At 37.6% G+C, this 26,691-nt stretch carries 19 protein-coding genes and 1 tRNA gene; 3 read left to right on the top strand and 17 right to left on the bottom strand.

What is annotated here, in order from left to right:
- From P9Q65_RS09865 to P9Q65_RS09840, 6 genes are all read right to left on the bottom strand, one after another.
- Positions 1-874, bottom strand: an 874-nt coding sequence (locus P9Q65_RS09865) for a BatA domain-containing protein (RefSeq protein ID WP_304509264.1), incomplete at its 3' end; no start/stop codon positions are given.
- Between the two features lie 177 nt (positions 875-1,051).
- Positions 1,052-2,518 (bottom strand): hypothetical protein, encoded by a 1,467-nt coding sequence (locus P9Q65_RS09860; protein ID WP_304509263.1) that lies wholly within the window; start codon positions 2,516-2,518, stop codon positions 1,052-1,054.
- 3 nt (positions 2,519-2,521) lie between these two features.
- Entirely contained in the window at positions 2,522-3,430 is a 909-nt protein-coding gene (locus P9Q65_RS09855) for an ABC transporter permease (RefSeq protein ID WP_304509262.1), read from the bottom strand.
- Positions 3,427-4,353 carry an ABC transporter ATP-binding protein gene (locus P9Q65_RS09850; protein WP_304509261.1) on the bottom strand — a complete coding sequence of 309 codons (927 nt, stop codon included), beginning with the start codon at positions 4,351-4,353 and terminating at the stop codon, positions 3,427-3,429. Before P9Q65_RS09850 ends, P9Q65_RS09855 begins: the two co-directional genes overlap by 4 nt.
- Complete coding sequence (locus P9Q65_RS09845; RefSeq protein WP_304509260.1) at positions 4,340-6,868, bottom strand: hypothetical protein; 2,529 nt, start codon at positions 6,866-6,868, stop codon at positions 4,340-4,342. Before P9Q65_RS09845 ends, P9Q65_RS09850 begins: the two co-directional genes overlap by 14 nt.
- Before the next feature lie 231 nt (positions 6,869-7,099).
- Positions 7,100-8,959 carry an ATP-dependent helicase gene (locus P9Q65_RS09840; RefSeq protein ID WP_304509259.1) on the bottom strand — a complete coding sequence of 620 codons (1,860 nt, stop codon included), beginning with the start codon at positions 8,957-8,959 and terminating at the stop codon, positions 7,100-7,102.
- 168 nt (positions 8,960-9,127) lie between these two features.
- Between P9Q65_RS09840 and P9Q65_RS09835 the strand changes: the two genes are divergently transcribed.
- Both P9Q65_RS09835 and P9Q65_RS09830 read left to right on the top strand, forming a co-directional pair.
- Complete coding sequence (locus P9Q65_RS09835; RefSeq protein WP_304509258.1) at positions 9,128-10,441, top strand: glycosyltransferase family 4 protein; 1,314 nt, start codon at positions 9,128-9,130, stop codon at positions 10,439-10,441.
- Positions 10,442-10,570: 129 nt separating this feature from the next.
- Positions 10,571-10,644: transfer RNA gene (locus tag P9Q65_RS09830), tRNA-Arg, on the top strand.
- Positions 10,645-10,772: 128 nt separating this feature from the next.
- Here the strand turns inward: P9Q65_RS09830 and P9Q65_RS09825 are convergent.
- The 6 genes from P9Q65_RS09825 to P9Q65_RS09800 all read right to left on the bottom strand — a co-directional run bounded on the left by P9Q65_RS09825 (position 10,773) and on the right by P9Q65_RS09800 (position 20,230).
- Positions 10,773-12,152, bottom strand: a complete 1,380-nt coding sequence (locus tag P9Q65_RS09825) for an alanine/glycine:cation symporter family protein (protein ID WP_304509257.1) — start codon at positions 12,150-12,152, stop codon at positions 10,773-10,775.
- A 1,080-nt stretch (positions 12,153-13,232) separates the two neighbouring features.
- Positions 13,233-14,612 carry an alanine/glycine:cation symporter family protein gene (locus P9Q65_RS09820; RefSeq protein WP_304509256.1) on the bottom strand — a complete coding sequence of 460 codons (1,380 nt, stop codon included), beginning with the start codon at positions 14,610-14,612 and terminating at the stop codon, positions 13,233-13,235.
- Positions 14,613-15,158: 546 nt separating this feature from the next.
- A complete protein-coding gene (locus tag P9Q65_RS09815; RefSeq protein ID WP_304509255.1) occupies positions 15,159-16,538 on the bottom strand; it encodes an alanine/glycine:cation symporter family protein in 1,380 nt (459 codons plus the stop codon).
- Between the two features lie 1,022 nt (positions 16,539-17,560).
- Entirely contained in the window at positions 17,561-18,385 is an 825-nt protein-coding gene (locus P9Q65_RS09810) for an Mrp/NBP35 family ATP-binding protein (protein ID WP_304509254.1), read from the bottom strand.
- Between the two features lie 2 nt (positions 18,386-18,387).
- The gene (locus tag P9Q65_RS09805) at positions 18,388-18,756 is read right to left on the bottom strand and encodes a DUF134 domain-containing protein (protein ID WP_304509253.1); all 369 of its coding nucleotides are present in this window, start codon (positions 18,754-18,756) and stop codon (positions 18,388-18,390) included.
- Between the two features lie 115 nt (positions 18,757-18,871).
- Positions 18,872-20,230 carry an APC family permease gene (locus tag P9Q65_RS09800; protein ID WP_304509252.1) on the bottom strand — a complete coding sequence of 453 codons (1,359 nt, stop codon included), beginning with the start codon at positions 20,228-20,230 and terminating at the stop codon, positions 18,872-18,874.
- Between the two features lie 247 nt (positions 20,231-20,477).
- Between P9Q65_RS09800 and P9Q65_RS09795 the strand changes: the two genes are divergently transcribed.
- Entirely contained in the window at positions 20,478-20,801 is a 324-nt protein-coding gene (locus P9Q65_RS09795; protein ID WP_304509251.1) for a hypothetical protein, read from the top strand.
- 82 nt (positions 20,802-20,883) lie between these two features.
- Here the strand turns inward: P9Q65_RS09795 and rnr are convergent, their stop codons facing one another.
- From rnr to P9Q65_RS09770, 5 genes are all read right to left on the bottom strand, one after another.
- Entirely contained in the window at positions 20,884-23,028 is a 2,145-nt protein-coding gene (rnr, locus tag P9Q65_RS09790; RefSeq protein ID WP_304509250.1) for a ribonuclease R, read from the bottom strand.
- Positions 23,029-23,103: 75 nt separating this feature from the next.
- On the bottom strand, positions 23,104-23,346 hold the full coding sequence (secG, locus tag P9Q65_RS09785) for a preprotein translocase subunit SecG (protein WP_304509249.1): 243 nt from the start codon (positions 23,344-23,346) through the stop codon (positions 23,104-23,106).
- A 374-nt stretch (positions 23,347-23,720) separates the two neighbouring features.
- Complete coding sequence (locus tag P9Q65_RS09780) at positions 23,721-24,905, bottom strand: LysM peptidoglycan-binding domain-containing protein (protein WP_304509248.1); 1,185 nt, start codon at positions 24,903-24,905, stop codon at positions 23,721-23,723.
- A gap of 19 nt (positions 24,906-24,924) precedes the next feature.
- Positions 24,925-25,053 (bottom strand): hypothetical protein, encoded by a 129-nt coding sequence (locus tag P9Q65_RS09775; protein WP_304509247.1) that lies wholly within the window; start codon positions 25,051-25,053, stop codon positions 24,925-24,927.
- Positions 25,054-25,433: 380 nt separating this feature from the next.
- Positions 25,434-26,111 carry a GTP pyrophosphokinase gene (locus tag P9Q65_RS09770; RefSeq protein ID WP_304509246.1) on the bottom strand — a complete coding sequence of 226 codons (678 nt, stop codon included), beginning with the start codon at positions 26,109-26,111 and terminating at the stop codon, positions 25,434-25,436.
- Between the last annotated feature and the right edge of the window lie 580 nt (positions 26,112-26,691).

The raw sequence follows: 26,691 nt of genomic DNA, 5'->3' as shown, positions 1-26,691 counted from the left end.
GCAATGTCCACAGCGTGTTATAGCAGCCCATAGTGAGCATTTCAATCGCGTTTTTCTTGCGATAACCAAGACGCTCTGTGAACTGCAAAGTTGACATCGGCATTTCTTCCGGATGGATGGTGATTTGATTCACCTGCAATGGTAGCCTGCGGCCAATTTTCTCCTCGCCCCAATTTTCCAATCGCGTCAATACAGAAAGGCCATCTTCTTGCTCCCCATAGGAAAGCATGGACAACACACTATTGTTTCCACCTTTATTGTATACCTGTTCTTCTACAGGTAAATCTCCAAAACTGCCGTAATCATCAGTAAATACAATAATTTTTCCGCCAAGAATATCCTTTTCTGCCTCTAAAATTTCCTTTGCCTTATCCCAAGATACACCGCCATCTGCAGCCTCTGTTTCTCGAATACAGCGTAACACTTCCTGTTTTTCTTGAGTGCCGCTTAACACCAATGCTGGTTCGTCCTGCAAAAGTACGAAAGAAAAAGAAGCCTGAGGTGCTGCCTCTTCAACCAAGCGTATCATATCTTTTTTTGCCGCTAAAAATCTACTTTCCTCTATATCTGTAGCCTGCATACTCATAGAACAATCCAACGCCAAAACATAGTCGACCACTTGGCTCTTTCCCATGATATACGGTCCACCTAACGCAAGTGCCAGAACAATTACCGCTGCAATCTGCAAAAATAGCAGGATGTTTTTTCTTAGCTTCTGCCAGGGCTCTTGGGCTTTTGATTGCGGAATGGCCTTTTTCCAAAGGTACAGGCTGGGAACCTTCGTTTCTTTATATTTCTGCTTCAATAAATACATCAAAATAATGATAGGTACTGCCAGTAAAGCAAGCAGTCCCCAAGGTGTAAAAAAACGCATATAATCCCCTTCCTGAATAATCCCTAAAAAAGTTCTCTGGACTCTATCCCAAACACTACAAACCTCGGAAAATGCTTGACCAGAACTTTATAAACAAAAATCGTGAATCAGCTTAAATTTTCTCGGCTTTTTTTGATAAATGGCACGATATTACTGACAATTTCACAATTTTATTACCTACTTTTCCAAGGTTGAAAAATAATCTGAAACCAATTGTCGCATACCATAGGGCGTATCTTGCTCCTCTAACGCTTTCATCGCATCGTTTTGATAACTCTGAAATACCTGTTCATAAGGTAAGCGCTCCCCAACTTCACCAATGGTTTTCTGTTGGGTTAGAGAGGTATCTCCTCCTCCGTTCTTTGTCCCGCTTACTTGGGTATCATAATCTGCTTTTTCAGCTGCTTTCCTCGTAAAAACTTCCTCATTGTCGATATGTCCGGTTCCTCGTCCAGCACCGCCAGTACCTTGTCCACCGGCACCTTGTCCTTGCCCTTGACCTGTACCTTGTCCTTGACCTGTACCTTGTCCTTGACCTGCACCCTGATCTTGACCTTGACTTCCTTGTGGCTGTTGACCATTGGTTTCTCCTAACATCTGGTTGGCATTTTCCAATGTTTTTCTTAATTCCTGGTTTTGGGCGCTTTGCGCCATCATCTGGATACGCAGTTGATCCAGCTGTTCTGAAGAAACTATTCCGTTTTCCATTGCCTCCGCTAACTGCTCCAAAGCCTTTGCCAAATCTTCATTAGACATTTGACCCGCTGCTGCTCCCATCTGGTTACCTAGCGCCACAAGCTGTTCCCTGGTTAGTTGTTTTAGCTGCTCTTGAAGCTTTGCTATAGCTTCCTCGATTGCTTTCGCGTCACCTTTTTCCGCCGCCTCCGCCAATGGTGCAGTAATCTCCTGTTTTGCAAACTCCTGAGCCAATTGCTTTAAATCCCTGGAAACACTATCTTTTTCAAGTTTTTTCAACTCTTGCTGTGTTTTTTCAACTGCATCCTCCCCCTTTTCTTTGCTGGGGGCACGCTTCAATTCTTTGGAAAGCGCACTTAACTCCTTTTGTAAAAGCTTTTTTTCCTCTGTTGATAATGCTTCGTCTTTTTTCACTTCTTTTATTACCTTTTCAATTTTCTCAAGCTTTGCTTTTGCATAAATCTCTGCTTTTTCTTCCCGAGGTGATGGTAAAAAACCAGTTGCCATGGTTAAAATTATAATAAGGATCATCCATAAAAACGCCTTTTTCGGCAGTCTCATCCGATAAGCCTTTGCAAAATCTATTTTTGCTCCAACCGCAAGGCCATCTTCAATTGCCATTTTTTCAATTTTTGTAGATTCCTGTTTTTGCAATAGCTCTAAAGAAGTTACCATGCGTTCCTGCCCACCCAACGCATCAGCCACTGTAGCCACTTCCTGCAATCTTGGCCGCTTTACAACTGCATAGCCTATTGCAAAAAGGGAGATCACTCCAAAAATCAAAAACACAATCATGACCGCATCTGGCATAAAAATAATTTTTGACAGCAAAACAACGGCAAGCCCAACCACACTTGCCGCCAGCCAAAACCTTAAAAGCCTCTGTATGAAGCCTTCTAACAAAAGTTTTCTTCTTAACGGTGCTAATAGGGTTTGAAATTTACCCATAGCCTAAACCTCGCTTTTTCCTTTCCCATTTGTCTTAGCCCTTTTGTTCTTCTGCTTATGCTCTCGCACAGGGTTAATTGAGCCTGCTGCCAAAGCAATAAAAACTGAGCCAACCACAAGTTGGAATATAATATGCAATATCCAAAGGTGTTCTGCGCCCCATTGGATAAAAGAATTTTTCGAAGGCTGTGTATATTCAAAAAATACATCCTTAATAATATTGCTACCAATCTGTCCATCTATTAATGAAAAAAATGCAACACCGGGGTTGGGAATTAATTTAAATAGAGTAACTGTATTGGAAACTTGATTTCCCCCTCTTACAGCCATAGGCAGCACTACTAAAATCAACGTACCAAAACATAAAATACCTGTAAAAATATAAACCAACATAATAGAAACCACTGTTTTTTTATAAATGCATGAAAAGAAAACAGAAATGCCCCCCAGCATGTAAGCCGTCGTCAACGTAAAACAAACTAAAGTTAGCACTGAGCCAATACCCACACTGCCAAAATAAAATACAATAGAGAACACAGGTAACGTACTAACAATTAGCAATAAAACGAAGGCCATAGATGACAACAGCTTCCCAATTACAATAGAGAAGGGAGAAAGCTTTGTGACCAGAAGCAAATCCAACGTCTGTCGTTCCCTTTCCCCACTAATACTGCCTGCCGTCAAAGCCGGCACTGATAATACAATAAGTGCCATCTGAATTGACCCTAAAACCACATACAAGTATACAACGCTTTGAGGGTCAAACGTAAAGCGGTAAGACTCATATGCGCTGCTATAAAAGAAAATAAAAGCACCCAAAGTCATCATAAACAAATAAAAAGTTAAAACAGCATAGTTTTTCCACCCTCTGAGGGAAGTAATGGTCTCTCGCCTTAATACCGGATTCATCATACGCTCTCACCTCCTGTAATCTGCATAAATACTTCTTCCAAATTTCCTTCCTTTTCTTTAAAGGAAATCAGAGGAATATCCGCCAATACCAGTTGCTTCAAAACACCTGCCAGCTGCTCATTTGTACCCGCAAAATCAAAATCCACATCCTGGGAATTTTCTATGATAGAGCGAATAAAAGGCTGCTCCTTTAAAATTTGGATCATCTTCTCCTTCTCACCTAACGGCTGAACATGAATAATCCGCTTTTGGCTCAATTTTTGCATAATTTCCTGCACAGAACCTTGGGCAGCTAATTTCCCTCCATTAATAATACAAATTTCCGTACACATTTCTGCCAGTTCAGGCAGAATATGGGAGCTTATTACAATGGTTTTCCCCATTCCTTGCAGTTGCTTAAGAACCTCCTTGATCTCCACTCTGGCACGAGGGTCAAGCCCTGAGGCAGGCTCATCCAATATCAAAAGCTCAGGATCATGAACAAGGCTTCTTGCCAAACAAAGTCTTTGCTTCATCCCTCGTGATAAAGAATCTACATAGCTTTCCTTTTTATGGGATAAATCAACAATTTCCAAAAGATTATCAATAATAGGACCTCTTTCTTTATAAGCAATTCCATATGCTCCCGCATAAAAATCCATATATTCCGTAACTTTTAAGTTGTCATACACCCCAAAAAAATCAGGCATATAACCAATTTTTTCACGTAAGGCCCGAGGATTTTTTGTTACCTCTACCCCGTCGATCACTACACTACCGTCTGTAGCCTTCAATAACCCTGCCATGATACGCATGGTCGTTGTCTTTCCTGCCCCATTGGGTCCAACAAATCCACAGACAGCCCCTTTTCCCACGGATAACGTCAGGTGATCCACTGCGGTAAATTTACCATAATTTTTTACCAATTCTTTAATTTCCAGCAAACAGACCACCCCCTTGAATAAGCAATTTAGGAACTCCTGATTCTCTTTCTTTCAAACAATGCATTCTCATTTTCACAACATTATCTTCTCCAACATATTTTTCAACACTAACACGCTCATATAATACAACTTCGTCCCACTCCTGTGTTTCTTCATTAAACAATTCTATTTTTTGAGGAACCAATTCATCGTTTGGTGCTTCCACATCAATTTCCATCCGGTCAACCCTTATATCATCGGGTATGTCATACTCTACATAAAAATCGGAGTCTTCAAAAGGATATATACTATCCCCACCATCATTTTCGTAATGATCAAATTTTATAGGGGCATCTACAATACCTTTTAATTCCACTTCAAATTCTTCCTGTTTTGACAATTCCAGAGGAAAGTCCTGCTGATACATCGTTATATTATTTTCCAAAACTTGATTCCCATTGATCTTCCTTTCACCGTTTAATATTGGTGTATCACTATAGCCAAAAAAGGTAACGGGAATTAAGTCGGTGTTCACCTGATAATCATAAAATTGATTTTGCATATCCTGCTCCATATACTTCAAATAAGCTTCATATCTTGTCACCTCACCGCTGTGTACTTTATCTCTGAATTCTTGATAATAATAGCCGTTAGAAAATATCTGGTCTCCTTGTGCCACTTTCTCCGAACTAATGTTGACTTCTAATGTCTCTCCTGCTTTTAAACTTCCAAAATCCTGCAAGTAACCATTGAATAGTAATACCACATGGTAAAAGTCTACATTTGTATGGTTTATGATTTCTCCAACAAATCCCCCATCCTTCATCACAACAGTGCTTTCAATATTTCCGCCCAAATTTATACTTTTTTGCGTATTAAAATACTGAGTTTGCCAGCTTGACGTATCAGGAAACTTCACTTCCGTTGTATCGCCGCATAGAATGCGATATGCGCATTTTTCCTTTTGTGTGTCACTTCCATAATAATGGTCTTCTTCCAAATTAACAGCTAAGGGTATTTTTTCATCAGAAGTAAAGGTTACATCCCCCTTGCCGGATGCTTTTAAAGCCATCCCAATTTCTGCCGTGGCTATATTTGAGCCTTCCTGCATTTCAACATATGAAACCGTATTAATGATTCCGTTTTTATAAGTACTGTTTTGTGCCAAAAAAAACACAAGCCCCATAAAAACAAAAGCGACAATGGGAATAATGATCCAACCTTTCTCCCTTCTATCCTTTTTCTTTAAAATAAAATAAAGGATAGGGCCTGTTATTAGAATGTAAACAATGATTGCTCCAATAATAAGAGAAATAGAACCCATTTCAAAAGGAGGGAAGTCCCCTGCAATATACTGTGCTTGGTTATAATACCTGTCATCGCCATATATATCTACTTCAAATGACTGGGATGCCGCTTGTTTTAATGCTTTTTGCAATAAATCTAAAGTAGCACTTTGACCTGCCATGGGTGCCGCAGACAAAGAAAAATCACTTAAAACAATAAGTCCTTTGCCTTCTTCCACAACAGAGAAAATTCCATTTACGTTCTCAAGACTTAAGTTTGCCAATCTTTCTCCACTTAATTGCGCCAGAGAAACTTCACCGGATATTCCTTCCAATTCAGCACCCTCGGTGACATCTGCGACCTTGATATCAGATAAAAAATCCAATCCTCTCAAAGTTTTTTGAGCAGTTACACCTGTGCCCACCATCAATGTTCCACCTTCTAGCACCCACTGATGTAATGCATCCTTCTGCGCTTGGGTTAATACGGAAAAATCAAAATCGTCCACTACCAAAGCAGAAAAACTATTCATAATTCCTATCGTATTTGGAAATGTGCTTTCATCCAGAAAAACAGGAAAATCATAATTTTTGCTTAGTTCATTTTGGTATATCTCCGCATCATCCATAAAGTCCTCTGGCATTTGGGCAAGATGCAGATTATTCAAATATTTTAAATCTTGAGGGCTGTCGCTTAACACGCCAATCATAATGGTATTGGGGTCTTTTGCCGTCAAAAACGAATAATCCTGATATACCTTGTTTCCTTTTGCATCCACAAGGGAAATCTCCAAATATTCATGAATACTGCCCATTGTAACTTCCATATCAATGGACTTGGAAGCCCCTTGCTCCAAATCAAGCTTTTGGTAATATATTGCGTACTCCTTGTTTGCATAGGATGTACGGGTATATGCCTTAATTTGCACCTCTCCATGAAAGGCATCCCCACGGTTGGTGACAACGCCACGAACAGGCATCCCTTTTTTTACAATGTAATTCTCATCAAATCCCGCTTGTAACTCAACTGTAAATCGATCCTTACCAAAGCTCTCCAAAGACCCAATGGTGTCATCCACATCCGTTTCTGCTCCATCATTGCTCTTAACTACGCTTGTTGTTACCTCGGTTACAGGTGCAGCAAAAATGGTAAATGGAGCAATCAGACTCAAAATCATGATAAGTGCCATGATTAGGGCAATAATGGCTAAGACCTTTTTCTTCATTTCCTGCTTCTTTTGATATTTCATAGTCCCCTCCGCAATTTATTGAATCATAAAGAAAGAAAAGCATTCTTCTAGTTATTTGAACCAACACCTAAAAATTATACATTCTTCTTACGTTATCAAGTAATTTATCTAAGTAGTTTGGCCTCAAAAGTAAATCCTTAAAGCTTTCCAAATATACTGATCCCTTTAATCTGTCTCTCAATATTATAGCAATGAGAAAACAGTTTTGTTTTAACTTTTCCTTACGATTTTTTAAGTTTTTTTAATGTATAACGATTCCACGTTCAAATCCATTTCTTTCAAAAATCTTGAAGGCTTCATTTCTTTTCCGTATCGATTGCGTATAGCAGATAAACATAGCTTTTCTTTTGTTCTGGTAAGAGCCACGTAGAATAAACGGCGTTCTTCCTCCAAGCCCTCCAAAGCTCTTTCATGAGGAACCACCCCCTCAGTCAATGAAGGTAAAAAGACGGCATAAAACTCCAATCCCTTCGCCCCATGCATGGTTGATAACGTAACGCCCTTTTTGATCGCTCCATTTTCACGAAACTGCTCTTGCATTTGTTGGCTCATTTCTTCCAAGTTTCTTCGTAATTCCTGCACATCCCCTGTATTTTTTGCAATTTCTGTTATTTCATCAGCAATTTCTAAAAAGGCCTTCCCGCTTGACTTACGAAAGCTAGCGTACTCCTCCAAATATTCATCGTATCCAACAATCCTTCGAATATATTTTATCCCATCATAAGGATTCCGCTTTCCTATTTGCATAAGATCCTGTCTTAGCCTTTCCAAATTTTCTTCCTGCCACCTCTTTAAAGATGGGCAAACAAAAAAACTTCGTAACAAGGTATATGGCATTCTCTCAGCTTCATGTAATATTTCTTTGCTTATGTAACGCTTGGGTTTGTTTATAATACGCCGAAGTGCGCTGTCTGCATCTTCGCTTTCCCCCAGGGTTAAATATGCAAGTAGATCTTTTGCTATCCAATGGTCATATATGTTTCCGCCGTTTTCCCGTAAAATATATGGAATCCCCCTGCGATATAAAGACCGTGCAAAAGCACCACCCTGTAAATTTGTACGATAAATCACTGCTATTTCATTTAGCGCAATTCCATCCTCCAAAAGATCGCTTATTTTTTCAGCAATCCTCTCTGCCTCTGCGGTTGTATCTTCAGCCAAAAAAAAGGAAACCTTTTCGCCCTTACCGTTTACCCCCTTTAAATTTTTTGAAAATCGTTGTTCGTTCACACCAATCAACTTTGATGCCAAAGAAAGAATACGTTGGGAAGAACGATAGTTTACATCCAAAATTGTATTCTCACAATTTGGATACTGTCTTTCAAACTCAAGCAGAAAATCCGGACGGGAACCACGAAAGCCATAGATGCTTTGATCATCATCTCCAACAACAAATAAGTTGTTACCAGGCGCCGCCAAAAGTCTTAAGCATTCATACTGTACACGATTGATATCCTGAAATTCATCTACCATAATATAGGAGAATTTCCCCTGCCAAAAAGCAAGAACCTTGCTATCTTCCATGAAAAGCTCATAGCAGAGCACAAGCATATCATCAAAATCAAGCTTACCATGGCGTTCTTTAAAAGCGTCATAGGCTCGGTACATTTGGCGAAACAAGTCCCCATCCATGTCAACGGGAGTAAACTCCATAGGTGTAATAAGCTCATTACGCATAAAAGATGCTTGCATAATAAACTGGGAAACAAACTCTTCCGGGTCATTTAGACTCCAGCCTTTTTCCGCCACAATATTTAGAAGGATTTTATACTTTTCCTCTTCACCAATAATCTTTTCCGATGTATACCCGTAGGCATAACGTAAAATTCGAAAAAAAAGGCTGTGAAAAGTGGTAAATAAAACCTTACCCCTGCCTCTATCTCCAAACCGTTCCTTCATTTCCATGGCTGCCGCTCTTGTAAAGGTAACCACTAATATCCCTTTATTTTTATCTGTATTCTCTGATAAAAGGCGACGCAACCTGCAAAGAATTACAGTGGTCTTTCCGCTTCCGGGTCCTGCCAGAACCATCATAGGCCCCTGGTCATGATTTTGGGCAATTCTCTGTTTTTCATTTAACATTTTACTCATTTTCTACGCTCCAATCTCCTTTCGTCAGTATATCATAAAACAAAAAAATAGTTAGATTTAATAAATTCTTCACAAATTCCTAAGTATTTCTTAGTTGTAAAATAATCAAAAATGTATTAGAATTTCATCATAATAAACCTGTTAACTTAATGCTTAAGGAGTATTTTTATGAATATAGGTATTTTTTCTGACACATATTATCCTCAATTAAACGGCGTAGCCACTTCCATCCGAACTTTAGCCCATGGATTAGAAAAAAAAGGGCATAACGTTTATATCTTTACTCCATGGGATCCACGTACCCCTGAAATGGATGAACCAAATGTTTTTCGCATCCCCAGCATGCCTTTTTTGTTCTTAAAGAACTTTCGTGCTGGACTGCTGTGCCCTCCCCATCTTTCTAGGAAGATTCATTCTTTGAATTTAGATATTATACATACACAAACAGAATTTTCCCTTGGTTTTTTGGGGAAATTCATTTCAACAACCCAGGGAATCCCTGTGGTGCACACATATCATACCATGTATGAAGACTATGTTCACTATATTGCAGGGGGGCATTTAATCACACCGGAAATGGCAAGAGAGTTCAGCAAATTTTTTTGTAACGGAACCTGCGATGTGATTGTACCCACTAAAAAGACAGAAGACCTCCTTCTAAGCTATGGTGTCACCACCCCAATTTCTATTATTCCCACAGGAATTGACACCTCGCACTTTTCCAAAGAAAACTTCTCTGAGGAAGAAATCCTGGAGTTGCGCCACACTTTAGGCCTTGATTCAGATACCCCTGTGGTTCTTTCTGTCGGAAGGGTTGCAAAAGAAAAAAGTATTGATGTTGTGATAAAAGCACTTCCTGATTTATTGCAAAAAATACCTGCCGTTAGAATGGTAATTGTAGGGGAAGGCCCCGAAAAGGAAAATTTAGAATCTCTGGCGAAATCTTTGGGTGTAGAAAAACATATTATTTTTACAGGAGGTAAGCCTTGGACAGAAATCGGGAAATATTATCAGCTTGGCAATGTCTTCTGCAGTGCCTCTGTTACCGAAACACAAGGGCTTACTTTTGCAGAAGCAATGGCAGCAGGCGTGCCTGTGGTTGCAAAAAATGATCCTTGCATCAATAATATTATCACCCATAACGTAACTGGGCTACTGTTTGAAGATCAGGAAAAGCTTTCCCAGTTGCTCTATCAAGTTCTAACAGATGAGTCTTTACAAAACAGACTATCTAAAGCAGGCATGGAAACAATGAAGAAGTTATCCGCTGATAGTTTCTGTACTTATGTGGAATCACTATATGAAAAAATTCTGCAAAGCGGCAACAGGCCGGAAAAAGTTGCCGGTCCTATTATTCCTTTGGTTATCGGTGCAAGAGCTGCAAAAAAAATCACCGATTATCCAAGAAAACTAGTGGAAAATAAATTCCATTACTCTCACCAGCTTGCAAAAATTTTACCTTATCTTAACAAAAATAAATAATGAATGTTCCTTTTTCTCGTGCATCCCATGGGAGAAGATAAGAAAAAGGACTTTTTTATTTTATTTTTAAAATATCACTTGACAAATCTGTCTCTATCAATTATGATATTTAATGTTCCAAAATGATATGTGAGTGTAGCTCAGCTGGATAGAGCGTCTGACTACGGATCAGAAGGCCGCGTGTTCGAATCATGTCACTCACATTTAGCTACGATTCTTAAAGAATCGTAGCTTTTTTTAATTCTACGCTTAAAATATTTAGAAAATTAAGAATACAAAAAGACGGCATGTTATGCCGTCTTTTTGCCGTGGGGTTTACGTAATATAAAATTTATTTGTTGATAACAGGAATTTCATCTGTGGACCAATCATCCATCTTGTCATCCCACAGATATTTCTTTGTTTCAGCAACGATAACACCACTTAATCCCAATAAAGCAACTAAGTTAGGGAATGCCATCATCGCATTCAATGTATCAGCAATATTCCAAACAAGATCAAGAGCTGTAACGGAGCCAATAAATACTACAATTACCCATACAACACGGAAAGGTTTAATTGCATTAGTGCCAACCAAATATACCCAAGATCTTTCACCATAGTAACTCCAGCCCAGAATGGTAGACCATGCAAACGTAATTAAACCAATGGTAAGTACGATAGGACCAACAACAGGAATTGTGTTGAAAGCAGCTGAGGTAAGCATACCACCGTTTAAGCCAGTCATTGCATCAGGATTCTTCATGATCGAAGTTACTAAAACCAAACCTGTTAAAGCACAAACAACGATTGTATCCCAGAAAACACCTGAACTAGAAATCAATGCCTGACGTACAGGGTTTCTTGTCATAGCAGCTGCATCAGCAATGGGTGCAGAGCCTAAGCCAGATTCATTTGTAAATAAACCACGGGCAATACCAAAACGAATTGCCATCATAACTGTAGCTCCAACAAAACCGCCACCAGCTGATGTTGGTGTAAATGCACTGCTAACAATCATTTTAAATGCACCACCAATATAAGGTGCATTTATGATAAGGATTACAATACAACCTAAAATATAAAAACCTGCCATAAATGGAACCAGTTTTTCACAAGTTTTTGCGATAGATTTTACCCCGCCCAAAATAACCAGAGCTGTGGCTACGGTTAATACAATACCTGTAATCCATGCAGGAATATGGAAATTGGAGTCAACCATCGTTGCAATTGAGTTTGCCTGCGTCATATTGCCAATACCAAAGCAAGCAACCCCTGCAAATAAAGCAAACAATACGCCTAACCATTTCTGGCCAAGGCCTCTCTCCAAAGCATACATAGGACCACCGACCATTGATCCGGTTTTATCCTTTACTCTGTATTTAATTGCTAACAATGCTTCGCCATATTTTGTTGCAATGCCGAAAAGACCTGTCAACCAGCACCATAAAATTGCACCAGGACCGCCTAAAGCTACCGCAGTAGCCACACCAACGATATTACCTGTACCAATTGTTGCTGCCAAAGCCGTAGCCAAAGCACCAAAGCCAGATACATCACCTTCGGCCTCATTGTCGGGCGTGATAGAAAGCTTGATTGCCTTGCCTATGTATCTTTGTACAAACCTTGTCCTGATTGTTAAGAAAACATGCGTACCAAACAAAAGACACAACATTACCGGGCCCCATACAAAACCATTGATGGTGGATACAAAACTATTTATTGCTTCCATGCTATTCCCCCCTAATTAATTATAAATGAGTGCGTTCGCTAGAGTCCCCAACACAAATGATTTATCATTGCTCCCCCCACGTTTAAATTTGTTAATAAAATATCATTTCTACATTTCCTTTTAAACGCATTAGAGCCTCTCGCTTATATTTTATTTTACCTATATTTTTTCAAATTACAATATTTTTTTGTAAGATAAAAACTCAAAAATAAATTATATTTGTAAAAAATTATGCAATTGTAATTATTTATATGACTGTTACAAATAATTATTTATGCACAATAAATAAAATTACCATTGTTTTTTCGCATAGATTTTCAAAAGATTGTAATATAATTCATATTGCCCCTTTTTTTATCATTATTTTAAAGCACATTGTACACATATTTTCATTATTAGCACTTTTATATTAGATTCATTTAATAACAAACGAAGAACGAATATTTTTTTCTAACGAATTCTTAACAAATTTTATACATCTTTGGCGTTTTTATTGCTATATTTGACATCTTATGTCGAATCAAAAAAATGTAATTTCATACCAAATATTCTCATTTCGATAATTTTATATCAATTCTTGTATTTATATAATGGTATTAAATAATCTTACTGATCCTTTTTTCATTAGAATTGTAACTTTTGAAGCACATTTCCTAAATTCAACTTCCAATTTCCTAAATACCTTTTGTAATAGATACCAATTTGCTTTGTTTTGTTTTTCACACATGAAAATCTTATCCCAAAATACTATATAAGATTAATCGCTCTAAACATTTTATTATACTTTTAAAATGTTTCGCATCCATTATCTATTCTAAGGACCGCCAAATGCTCCTAAAAGTCTCCTTCTAACCTTGCAGAAACAAGCCCGCACATTTTAGTTGCCCCCTTAATGAATCTGCCTAATTGAATAACGTTTTCATTCTCTTTATTTGCAATTGCCATTACTCCCTATGTTTTTTTATTTACTTTTGTAACTACAACTAACTTTTAAAAATTTACACATCGTATATCATTTGAAAACTAAAAAAGTGACGCAAATGCGCCACTTTTCCAATTCGCTTATGAAAAAGCTCTTCTTTATCTTTCTAAAACTAATATTTCTTCACCTGACCAACTTTCCAGTTTATCTTCCCATAAATATTTTTTTGTTTCTGCCACAATGACACCACTTAAACCAAGTAAAGCAATTAAGTTAGGAAATGCCATCATTGCATTTAATGTATCTGCAATATTCCATACCAACTTCAAAGACATAACACATCCAATAAATACAACCATAACCCATACAACACGAAAAGGCTTAATGGCCTTTGTTCCTACTAAATAAACCCAAGCTCTTTCCCCATAGTAACTCCAACCTAAAATTGTTGACCAGGCAAATGTAATCAAACCAATCGTTAATACAATAGGCCCAACAACAGGGATATAATTAAACGCTGCGGATGTAAGAGCTCCGCCATCTAATCCTGCCAATCCTTCAGGATTCTTTAAAATAGAAGTTACCAAAACCATACCGGTTAACGCACAGACAATAATCGTATCCCAAAATACACCGGTCATGGCAATCAAAGCCTGACGAACAGGGTTTTTTGTCATTGCCGCTGCAGCCGCAATAGGCGCAGAACCCAAACCAGATTCATTGGTAAACAAACCACGGGCAATACCAAAACGAATTGCCATCATTACTGTTGCTCCAACAAAGCCGCCCCCGGCAGCTGTTGGCGTAAAAGCACTGCTCACAATTATTTTTAACGCAGAAGCTATATAAGACCCATTAATAATTAAAATAATTACACAGCCAGCTATGTATAACCCTGCCATCAAAGGAACTAACTTCTCACAAAACTTTGCAATGGACTTTACCCCACCTAGAATTACCAAAGCAGTACAAATTGTCAAAACAATGCCCGTTATCCATTGCGGCACACCAAAATTGTCAACTACCATTGTAGAAATAGAATTAGCCTGTGTCATGTTGCCAATACCAAAACATGCTACACCAGCAAAAACTGCAAATAATATTCCCAACCATTTTTGGCCAAGACCTCTTTCCAGTGCATACATGGGACCACCAACCATAGCTCCCGTCTTATCCTTTACCCTGTATTTAATTGCTAACACCGCTTCGCCATATTTTGTCGCAATACCAAATAGTCCCGTCAGCCAACACCATAAAATCGCCCCCGGTCCGCCTAATGCCACTGCCGTTGCTACACCAACAATATTTCCTGTCCCAATTGTTGCAGCCAAAGCAGTTGTCAACGCGCCAAAACCTGATACATCCCCCTCTGCATCCGCAACAGGTGTAATCGAAAGCTTAATTCCTTTAAAAGTATGTTTCTGAATGAATCTTGTCCGAATTGTTAAAAATACGTGAGTCCCAAATAGCAAAATGAGCATTACAGGCCCCCATACAAAGCCGTTTACTGCGCTTACAAAATTATTGAGTGTTTCCATAAATTTTTGCTCCCTCCCTAATTTAAATATAATGAATAAGTATTATTGCAGTTTGGTTGGAATTATCCTTTCATCGCAATTCGTCTATTTTGAAACAATACATTTTTTAAATAGGTACGAAAGATTTTTATAATAGTTCCAAACCTTGTATTCATTGTACATAACTTTTTTTAAAACACAAGTGTTTTTTTTGAGAGGACATATTTCAATTTAAGTAACACGCAAAAATCAAATAATAACTACCAATATTAATTGATTTGCAAGGTTTTTTCTATAATTAATGCAATTAATTAATAAATACTTCTTTTATGGTAACGTAAAATTTGTCGAAAAAAATTTATTAATATTAACTTTTTTATTTTAGTATACAATTTTTCGTTAAAACAAAATTAAAAAAATCATTTTTAACTCTAAAGATTTTTTTTATACACAGTTTGAAGAAAAAGCTTTTTTGTGGACAAGCATATAATATCAACTTTTGCTTTTTAGCACAAAAAAAAGACGGCTAATAAGCCGTCTTTTTCCGTGGGATTAATTAACACGGAATTATCTATCAACTGTAGGAATTTCGTCTGTGGACCAACCTTCCATATTGTCATCCCACAGGAATTTCTTTGTTTCAGATACAATTACACCACTTAATCCCAGCAAAGCAACTAAGTTAGGGAATGCCATCATCGCATTCAGTGTATCAGCTATATTCCATACCAAGTCAAGGGCAATTACGCTACCAATAAATACTACAACTACCCAAGCAAAACGGAAAGGTTTTACAGCCTTTGTACCTACTAAATATACCCAAGATCTTTCGCCATAGTAGCTCCAACCCAAGATTGTAGACCAAGCAAATGTAATCAAACCAATTGTCAATACAATAGGGCCTACTACTGGAATACTGTTAAATGCTGCGGATGTTAAAGCACCACCATTTAATCCTTCCATCGCAGCAGGATTTTTCAAAATAGATGTAACTAAAACAAAACCTGTTAAAGCACAAACAACAGTTGTATCCCAGAAAACGCCTGAACTAGAAATCAAAGCCTGACGTACGGGGTTTCTTGTCATAGCCGCAGCATCAGCGATAGGCGCGGAACCTAAACCGGATTCGTTTGTAAACAAACCACGCGCGATACCAAAACGAATTGCCATCATTACTGTTGCGCCTACAAAACCGCCGCCAGCTGCACTACCTGAGAACGCATTGCCAACAATCAGTTTAAATGCAGCACCAATATAAGAAGCATTTAATACTAAAATAATGATACAGCCTAAAATATAAAGACCTGCCATTAAAGGTACTAATTTTTCACAAACCTTAGCGATTGACTTAACGCCGCCCAAAATAACCAATCCTGTAGCAACCGTTATTATAATACCTGTAAGCCAAGTAGGCAAACCAAAGTTATCACGAACCATAGTTGAAATGGAGTTTGCCTGTGTCATGTTACCGATACCAAAACATGCAACACCTGCAAACAGTGCAAATAATACGCCAAGCCATTTCTGTCCCAGACCTCTTTCCAGAGCGTACATAGGACCACCAATCATAGAACCAGTTTTGTCTTTTACTCTGTACTTAATTGCCAGCAAAGCTTCACCGTATTTTGTTGCAATACCGAAAAGACCTGTCAACCAGCACCAGAAAATAGCACCAGGTCCACCTAAAGCTACCGCAGTCGCCACACCTACGATATTACCTGTACCAATTGTAGCTGCCAACGCAGTTGCCAACGCACCAAACCCAGAAACGTCACCTTCTGCTTCATTATCTGGAGTTACTGATAACTTAATAGCTGTACCGATATGTCTCTGAATAAATCTTGTTCTGACTGTCAGGAAAACGTGCGTACCAAACAGTAAAGCTAGCATTACTGGCCCCCATACAAAACCATTGATGGTGGATACAAAATTGTTAATTGCTTCCATTTAATGACCTCCCAAATTATTATTTAAGATAATTTCACCGGTCAGAATCCCCGCCTTTAATCGTTGTATCGCAAATCATCTCGCCCCCACGATAGCAAATGATATTTTTTGTCGTATACAAAATAAAGATGGTCCCTCAGATTCTGCAACCTATTTACTATTTTATCTAAAAATCGTAAAAAAACAAGTATTTTTTTATAAAGGTAAATATAGGAAAACCCTCTTTTTACGAAAATATGTACAATTTTTATTATTTTTTCAATAACTTTTCGACTCATTTTATTCATTCAGCAATAAAAAAAGTCAACTTTATATTTTAATTAATCTAATTATATTTCACAAATTTTTGATACACATCAATCTTTATTTTACAATAATGTGACTAATAAATAACTCATTTCCAACATTTTTTTGCACTAATATCGGTACATAGTCAAAACAAAACATCTCTTTTTTTGCCTTTGTGCATTTTTACATGGCTTTTAGGGAAACTTTTTGTCGTTTTACCGTTGCCGCATTTTCATACTTTGTAGTTCTAAATTTTTTTCATATCTGATAATGCATTGGAAAAACTCCGTAACAATGCCAATAAATTCAACTTCCCACTAAATCTTTTTCATATCCACCTATTGGAGTATTTAACAAAGTATAAAAATTTATTCAATTCAACGCTTCTCTTTTCCAATAATAATTCGCAAAAAAAAAGCCTAGTAAAACCAGACTTTTCAATTTTTATTTTTGAAATTGTGATGACATCCTTAATTTCAATATTTTTTATAAAACTATGTTCACGGAAATTTCAAGCACCTAGGTTATATCGCACTCTTTTACTACCATACGCCCCCTTATTCGGGAAAAAGCATATTATAGCATTATTATCCCCTACCGCTTCTAAAAAGGGCAAAAACACCCTTTTTTCTGCTGTGTAGCTACATCACCTTAAGTATCGCTTACTATTACATCTATGAATCCTTCAAATTCATAGACACACTTATAATACTGTTTCTTTGCATAAACCACCCTTATTCTTTTTCTAAAAAAGATACCATGGGCTCTAGCCAATCACCTTCTAAATCTTCGGTTTCGCCTCTATCGCAGCGCGCAGCTATGCTGGGGTCAATGGGTAATTTGCAAACCACAGGGATATTATGTTTTTCAGCAATAGCATCAATGTTGCTTTCACCAAAAATCTTATGTAATTCATTGCAATGAGGACAGACAAAATAAGAAAGATTCTCTACAATACCTAAAATAGGCACATTCATCATCTCAGCCATTTTCACGGCTTTGTCCACAATCATCCCTACCAGCTCTTGAGGTGACGTCACAATAATAATTCCGTCAATCACAATAGATTGAAATACCGTTAAAGGAACATCGCCTGTACCGGGAGGCATATCAATAAACATATAATCAATATCTCCCCAAATTACATCTTTCCAAAATTGTTTTACGGTTTCTGCAATGAGAGGCCCACGCCATACTACAGGATCTGTTACATCATCCAATAACAAGTTAACAGACATCACCTTAATTCCATTTTTTGTTTCACATGGAATCATGCCGTCCTTTGTCCCATATGCCTTTTCCGTTATGCCAAAAGCCTTAGGAATAGAAGGCCCTGTAATATCTGCATCTAAAATTGCTGTTTTTTTCCCCAAGCGGTTCATTAATACCGCCATGGAGGAAGTCACCATGGATTTACCAACGCCGCCCTTACCACTTACTACGGCAATCACCTTCTTAATTTTACTTTGCTCATTTGGCGCAATCAATAAATCAGCTGGTTTTCTGCTTGAACAATTGGAAGAACAGCTTCCACAATCATGTGAACAATTTTCACTCATAATTACATCTCCTTAAACTCATTCTCTTTATTTTTGAAACAATATTTTTCACATTTTTTTCCGCAAGGCAAATTTTCACCTTCGCAAAGGGCAAAGTCTCCGCCTTCAATGTAAAGCACTTTTCCATTCACTAGTGCATCCGCCAATTTTTTTCTTGCATCATTATAAATTCCCTGTACTGTCGTTCTGGCAATATGCATTTGTGCCGCACATTCTTCTTGTGTATATCCAACCAAATCTATTAGTCGAATTGTTTCGTATTCATCTACGGCCATAATAACGTGATTTTCATCATTCATCCTTTTCATCGGTGCAAAACCGCAATTTTCCGGTAGTGAACATACTTTCCTGCATTTTCTCGGTCTTGCCATAACTCCTCCCCCTCTATTTTCGACATATGTTACTTACTATAGTATACAACTTACGCTACATCTGTCAACTATTTCTTTGCAATAAAAAGGCGGAGAAATCTCCGCCCAAGTCATTTTATTCTACTTTTTCATGACCATAATTTTTTAATAAAACCCCAAGCAACATCACAATTGCAAATAGTATTAAGTAGTAGATAATTGCCTTTCCCAGAGAAACAATCGCCGCTATTACCATAAATATACTAGCCAAAACCCCTAAAACAGGTGCAACATAGCGATTAAATCCACCTAAATCCGTCCCTTTTTTCAGCTGCATGAAGAAAATAGGAATATACATTGCATAAATCGTAATAATGGGAAGCTCAGAGCTATCAAAACAGAAAGGGCCAAACCACGGAGCTGTTAAGTTCGCTCCATAGAAATATGTCAACCAAATGGATGCCATTAAAACGCCCATAGCAGATGAGTTTGTGGGCATGTTGGTTACCTTATCCACGCCCTTGAAAATATGAGGCATAGGCCCTTCATTTCTGGCAGCCATTGCATAAAAAGCACGGGTACACGCCAACATCAAACCATTTAATGTACCTAAGCAAGAAATGACTACAAACACAAAGAGCAACGTACCACCAGCCTTAGTAAATACAGTAGAAAAAGCAATTTTTGCTCCTGCTTCTCCACCTTCCATCATAACGCTGTTTTCAACCGCTCCTGCTAAACCAACATAGTATAGCATGTAAACAAAAACTATAAAAATTGTGCCAATCACCAATGCTAAAGGCAAATTTCTCTTAGCATCCTTCAGTTCCGCATTAATGCTCGTTGCACAAATCCACCCCTCATAAGCAAAACTCGTTCCCACAACAGCGGTAAACAGTGGATTCCCCTGTACTTCATAAATCACATCGCTATTAAAGTTTTCCAAAAGAATGCCATTCTTTAAGCCAAAAAAAGTACCCACTACAGCCATTAAAGCCAAAGGAATGAGCTTAATTACTGTAGTTGTCACCTGAAATTTGCCAGCCAATCTCGGAGAAATTGCATTTAGCACATAACTGCATACTAAAAATAACCCTGCAATGGTCATAGCTTGAGGCCCAACAATGTCCCATCCCAATAAAACACAGAAATATCTGGCAGAAACCCATGCCAAAACAGATGTCATTGCCGGAAAATATATTGTTGCCATGAACCAAGCAAAAAAGTAACCGTATTTCGACCCAACCATCATTTCTGCATAGTCAACAATCCCGCTTACCTTTTCATGGCGAGTTGCCAAGACTGCAAAGTTATAGGCGCATATTACCATAACCAAACCACCTAAAAACCATGCCAAAATACCTTGTGGGAGATTTCCTCCTGTAGCTACCAAAACCTTTTCCGCCTTAAAAAACACACCACTGCCAATAACAATACCTACTACCATGGCAATCGCAGTCAAAAGGCCATATTTTTTCTCCAATTCTTGATTCATACTACCTCTCCTCTTATTCCTTTTGTACATAACCGCAGCAATGCAGTTACGCTTTGCTTTATAAAAGTACCATATTTCATCTGATAATTCAATGTTCCAACTGAAATATGTTATGTTTTTTTATTCGTACACGCTAATTTATTAGCAATTATTTCTTGTATTGTTTTTCTTTTCATACCTCCTCTGCTTGCATAAAGCCTGTCAAAATGATACACTACAACTGAATGAGAATAAAAAGGAGGCTTTTATGTTACTCTATACCGTTCTTTTAACCTGTATTTCAGTTTTCTTCTATAGAGAGAAAATCCTTGTGGGACAAATGAACTCCAGACTACTGTCTGATTTTAATAAAGAACCATCAATGGCACAGAAAGCAGCTAAACAGTTAATATTTATCTCCATATGTGCAGCAATTAGTGCAATGCTAATGCTGTTTAGCTTGCTTTACCGCCAAATCACACATTTAGCCGCGCCCAAATTCGGAATTGCCCTTTCCTTTTTGGTTTATGGATTTGGTATTACCCTTGGAATGTATCGTTGTTATATGCTAAAAAAAGAGATTGAATCCTAAGAATTTCGAATTCTCTCCTTTTTACGAATTAAAATTTATATTGAAATTAAAACGGCAAAAGCCTAAGGCTTTTGCCGTTTTTTTATTCCTCACTATCTTCAAACAAAAAATCAATCGTTCCAAGTTCTTTAGATACTTTTGCCACAACAACCGTTGCTTTATCCCCTAATCGGTAAATTTTTCCACTTCTTCTGCCAAAAACCAACATGTTCTTTTCGTCAAACTCATAATAATCATCATCAAGCATTGCCAGAGCAATCATACCCTCAATGGTATTGGGTAATTCCACATAAATTCCCCAATTGGTAACCCCTGAAATAATACCTTCAAATGCCTGACCAATTTTATCTTCCATATACTCAACTTTTTTCAGTTGTTCTGTATCCCTTTCAGCATCATCAGCAATTCTCTCTCTCATGGAGCAATGTTTCGCCCTGTCTGGCATCTGCTTATGGTATTCCCTGATTTGAGTCTCTCCCATTTCACCATGGAGCATCTTTTTCAAAAGCCTGTGAATTTGTAAATCCGGGTATCGACGGATGGGAGACGTAAAATGGCAGTAGTATTTTGCCGCCAAGCCAAAATGTCCAAGGTTATCTGCACTATAACGTGCCTGCATCATACTGCGTAACACCATTCTGGTAATAATTCTCTCCTGTTCCGTTCCTTCCGCCTCAAGCAAGACCCTTTGTATCTCCCTTGGATGAATTTCCCCATCTTTTTTACGTACATGATACCCAAACCCTCGAATAAATTGCTCCATTCTCTGAAGTTTTTCTTCATCTGGCTCTAAATGTGTACGATACATAAACGGTATCTCCTGCCAAAAGGCATTCTCAGCAACCGTTTCATTGCAAACAAGCATAAATTCCTCAATCAAATTGGTTGCAATACTTCTTTCATAGGGACGAATTTCAATAGGTTTCCCCTGATCATCTAAAATAATTTTGGACTCAGGCAAGTCAAAATTTACAGACCCCCTCTTTCGCCGCTTTTCTCCAAGAATTTCCCTTAACTCATTCATCATATTCAGCATAGATAAAATCTCTTTATATTTTTCTAAAAGTGCAGGCGTTTTGTCTTCTAAAATTTCTCGAACCGCCGAATAAGTCATACGATAATCGGAAAAAATAACCGATTCACATATCTTATGGCTTAACACATTTCCTTTTCCATCAATTTCCATCAAACAACTCATGGCCAGCCTATCTGTATGAGGATTTAAAGAGCAAATTCCGTTGCTTAATTTATGGGGAAGCATAGGAATAACTCGATCAACCAAATAAACGCTGGTTCCTCTGGCATAGGCCTCTTGATCCAAAGCTGTTTGTTCGCGAACATAATGGGTAACATCCGCAATATGCACACCTAATAAATAATTCCCCGTCTCGGTTTTTGTCAAGGACACCGCATCATCCAAATCCTTAGCATCCTCACCATCGATGGTAATCGTCAATAATCCTCTAAGATCCTCTCTACCCTCCTTATCTTTTTCCAAAACTTCTGTTTCAAGATTTTCAATTTCACTATAAACTTGTTCGGGAAACTCAACAGCCAAGTCATATTGATAAATCACCGAAAGGATGTCCACTCCGGGATCATTGATATGTCCCAAAATCTCAATAATCCTTCCCTCCGGGTTCCGCCTTTCCTCGCCATAATTGATGATCTCAACTACCACCTTGTGTCCGTTTACAGCACCTTTGGCATTTTCTTTGGCAATAAAAATATCCTTCGCTACTTTCTTATCATCTGCAATCACAAATCCAAAGCCCTTACTTTGCTCGTAAAGACCGACAACACGGACAATTCCTCTTTCCAGAACTTTTATAATTACACCCTCGGCTTTTTTGTCCTTTTCTCCAGATCGAATTATCTTGTATAAAACCCTATCTTTTTGCATTGCACCGCCAGTTTCATTTGCAGAAATAAAAATGTCCTGTCCACCTTCAGCCGGAGTTACAAAGCCAAAGCCTTTGGCATGGGCTGTAAAAACACCTGTAAACATATTTAAGGTTTTCGGCGCTACAAGCTTCCCCTTTTTTGTCTCAACAACCTTCCCCTCATTAACCAATTCCAGAACAAGCCCTTCAAAAATCTCTCGATCAGAATCTGGTACAGAAAGCATCTGGCGAACTTCCTTGCGTTTCATAGAAATATAGTTTTCACTCTCAATATAACCAAGTATCTTCTTTTTCCGTTCTTCCAACGTATTATTTTGTTCCATAAATACCTCCAAAAATCAATTTTCTCTTACCTTTGTTTACAAAAAAAGAGATGCATCTCTGCATCTCTTTGTCTTTTAGCTCACCAAATTAATTATAAAAGCAATAATCATAAAAAGTGCGCCACCTATTTTTGTGTACTTCTCCAACGCACCTTCAACAGAGTGACCTTTGTTTTTACTCCAATAAGTATCTCCGTTGCTACTGCCACTAATTGCTCCTAAGCCTGCAGAACGCTTAGACTGCATTAAAATAATGATACACAATACCAATGCCACCACTGCTAAAATAACCGTTAAAACTGTACCTATTGTTGTCATTCCGATCCTCCTATATATTTTGCTCAAATTTCTGAGTCTTATCCATCGTTAAACAGCATAAATATTGTATCATATTATTTCCTACATCGCAACATATTTTTGCAATTACATTTTTATACTGCAAAACATACTAAGCAACAAATTTTCTGTACCGGTTATTTTACCTATTTAATTAACTCCTTTTATCAATGCTTGTCTATGTGTTCTTGACTTATTCTCCGCTCTTTCTGTAATTAGATTTCCGTAAAATTCAAAAATTTTGTTGAGAACCTTCCTATTATATATATCAATGTATATAAAATAATTGGAATGAAAATAAAATATTTTAGAAAAAAAGCTTTATACTTAATGCATGATTTCCACCCATTTACAGATTACGGAATTAATAAAGATTGCCCTGCATATATCATGTCCGCATTTTCTAAATCGTTTGCATTCATTATCTTAGCAATACCACTGTTATCTCCGTAGTATTTACTGCTGATAAATCCCAAACTGTCTCCAGCTTCAACGGTATACCAAGTTTTTACCGCCTCTTCCTCAACCTGCTTCGGTTGTTCTTTGTTCTCCTCCTGTTTTGGTTCCGTTGTCTCTGCTGCAAAAGCCGCCTGTACTTTTACACCCTCAATACTTTCCTCTAACTTTGCATAGGAGCTCTGAACCGAAACAATTTCTCCTTCCAAACTCCGTAATCGAGTCATATTACTCATCAATGCAAAACCCATGCACAAACAGACAACACAAAGAACACTGCTTACCCCAACCAACATTGTGTACCTTCCCCTTTGCGCCTCTTCGGCCTCCTTGGCACGTTTTTGCAGCACCCTGCGAATTTCTTTTGCTGCATCCATTCGTTCTTCGGGTTTTGGCCTGCGTCTTTTTCGTTCCAGCGTTTCTCCCCCTTGCATTTTAAGCAGTTCCTCTTCTGAAACTGAAACCTGTTCTTCCTCTTTCGGATGTACCATGCTATTATCAAGCATATATTCCTGCATTTCCTTATTTTTGTCATAATAAACAAAATATCCTCTGGCCTGCCTCAAGCTTTTTTTTTCCTCGTTATAAATATAAAACGTATCCATTTTATCCAAACTGTCAATAACAAATAAAATTTGCCATTTTTCTTTAAAGAATTCTTCATGGAATAACTCATCTTTTGCCATTAAGAAAGAACCAAATCCAGGTTGGAGATGAACCCATCCAACTAGGGTCATCCCCTTGAAATAAGTTTCCATTTGACTGCCAATGTATTCCCAAGTCTCTTCACTAAAACTTTCCACGCCATTTTTTTGTGATGCTCCCTTTCCTTGAATTGCTCCGCAAATGACAACGGAATCCTCTCCGTTCATTTCAAGGTGTCGTCCTACCAAAGCTGCAACCTTTTCTTTTCCGCCATTACTTTTGCCATATTGATATAAATATGTATATACATAATCCTCGATGTAGATTCGCATTTGACTTTCCAGCGCACCTATTTGCTTTGTTTTTTCAGGCAAAGTGGATGATTCTTCATCTATACCATAACCATACAAATTCATATCACCATCATAATATTGCCGCATTCTATGTCCTCCCTTGTATTCAATATCCGCCGGCATGTTTCTTTGGTAATTTCCCAAAGACTATCTGCTTGACCAAAATATACCATGCCTTCACTGCACTTTCTGTCAAACGCTGTCGTGCCATTCCATTTTTCTTCCGCAAAAACATGCTATTCTCCCGAAAATTCGCAAAATAAAAAAAGATATGCCTTAGCATATCCCAGTTCTTCAACAAAATGACCCCTATTTCAAAAGAGCATCCTTTTCTTTTTCTCAAATTATCATAAAAAAAGCCCTTTGCTTGATTAAGCAATATGAGCTTTTATGAGCTGTCATAATTGATTTCCAAAGCAATTATTCGTACAAATCGCCTGTTGTTTCAAATCTTACCCTCTATAATCCCTTGAATTCCTATCAAACTTAGATTTTGCTACAAAAAATTCCACAAAAACATAAAGTAAGTTTATAAAAATGGACTGGAAGTTACCGCTCTAACGATCCACAAAAAAACCTTCCATCTTTTTATTAAGCTCCATTTTAGTAGGCTCTTTATGAATCATCTCGCTGAATTTCTATTCTATTTCTAATTTCCTGCATTCTTAAATCCATGTTACTAATAATATCAGCACATTCTTTCAGTTCCTGAAATATCTCCTCAGCATCAGAAATATCTCTTTTATATTTTAGCTTATGCTCCAAACTAGCCCAAAAATCCATGGCAATGGTACGAAACTGCACTTCAACCTTCATTGGTTTTTTTTCTTCCGCTAAAAAAACGGGTACTTCTAAAAGGAGGTGTAAACTCCTATATCCGTTTTTCTTTGGATTCTTAATATAATCTTTTGCCTCTACAAGCGTAATATCATCCTGCTGAACCAACAGTGCCGCAATGGCATAAATATCATCTACGAATGAACAAATAACACGAATTCCTGCAATATCAAACAAATTTTCTTCCATACTTTCCACAGTAAGGGGAAAACCTTTTCTTTTCAGCTTCTCCACAATGCTCAATGGTTTTTTAATTCTGGATTTAATGGATTCAAAAGGATTTCTATTATACTTTAATGCAAATTCTTCATTTAAAACATTCAGCTTTGTTTCCACTTCCATCAAAGCACATCTGCACTCCATCATTAGCTCTGAAAAGGGTTGTGCTTCTTTCAAAATTATATCCGGATGTCCAGTCATTAGCTTTTCTTCATAATCCAACTCTGCCAAATTCATTCTCTTTTCATCCTCTCCTGCAGATTATTCTCATTATAACATAATATGCGGAATATGTCTATTTTTGCAGTTTTCTTGGTTTTCCTTTGTTAATATGTTTTGCCTTATTTAAAAATAATCAAGGTTGTTACCACCAGCCTTATCCACCGTTGTGCCTCTATTCTTATTAAGGAAAATATCTCCTTGTCACTTTTGGGCATAAGTACGTTCTTAAAAGGTCTAAGTGAAGATGGGCAGAGAAAAATTTTTCCTACAAAATCTCCCATAAAAATCTTTTTGACTCTGTATTTATTTACAACCAAACAAAAATTTAGGAGTATGTTTATTTAAATTGTAATTTACTTATTTACAACTTCAAAACATTTATAACAAAAAAAGAGTCTCCTTTGAAAATCCAAAGGAAACTCTTGATTAAACATTAACTATAAATTAGTTTGTAGCTTTTGCTGCTTTAAATTTTCTGATTGCTTCAGCCAATTTAGGCAGAATTACTTTCAAGTCACCAACGATACCCAAGTCAGAAACTTCGAAAATAGGTGCTGTATCATTCTTGTTGATAGAAACAACCAATTCGGAGTTT

The organism is Anaerotignum sp., from assembly GCF_030625865.1.
In the GTDB taxonomy this organism is placed as follows: Bacteria; Bacillota; Clostridia; order Lachnospirales; family Anaerotignaceae; genus Chakrabartyella.
Note: the sequence above shows the minus strand (reverse complement) of the source record. Positions and strands in the feature narration are given on the sequence as shown.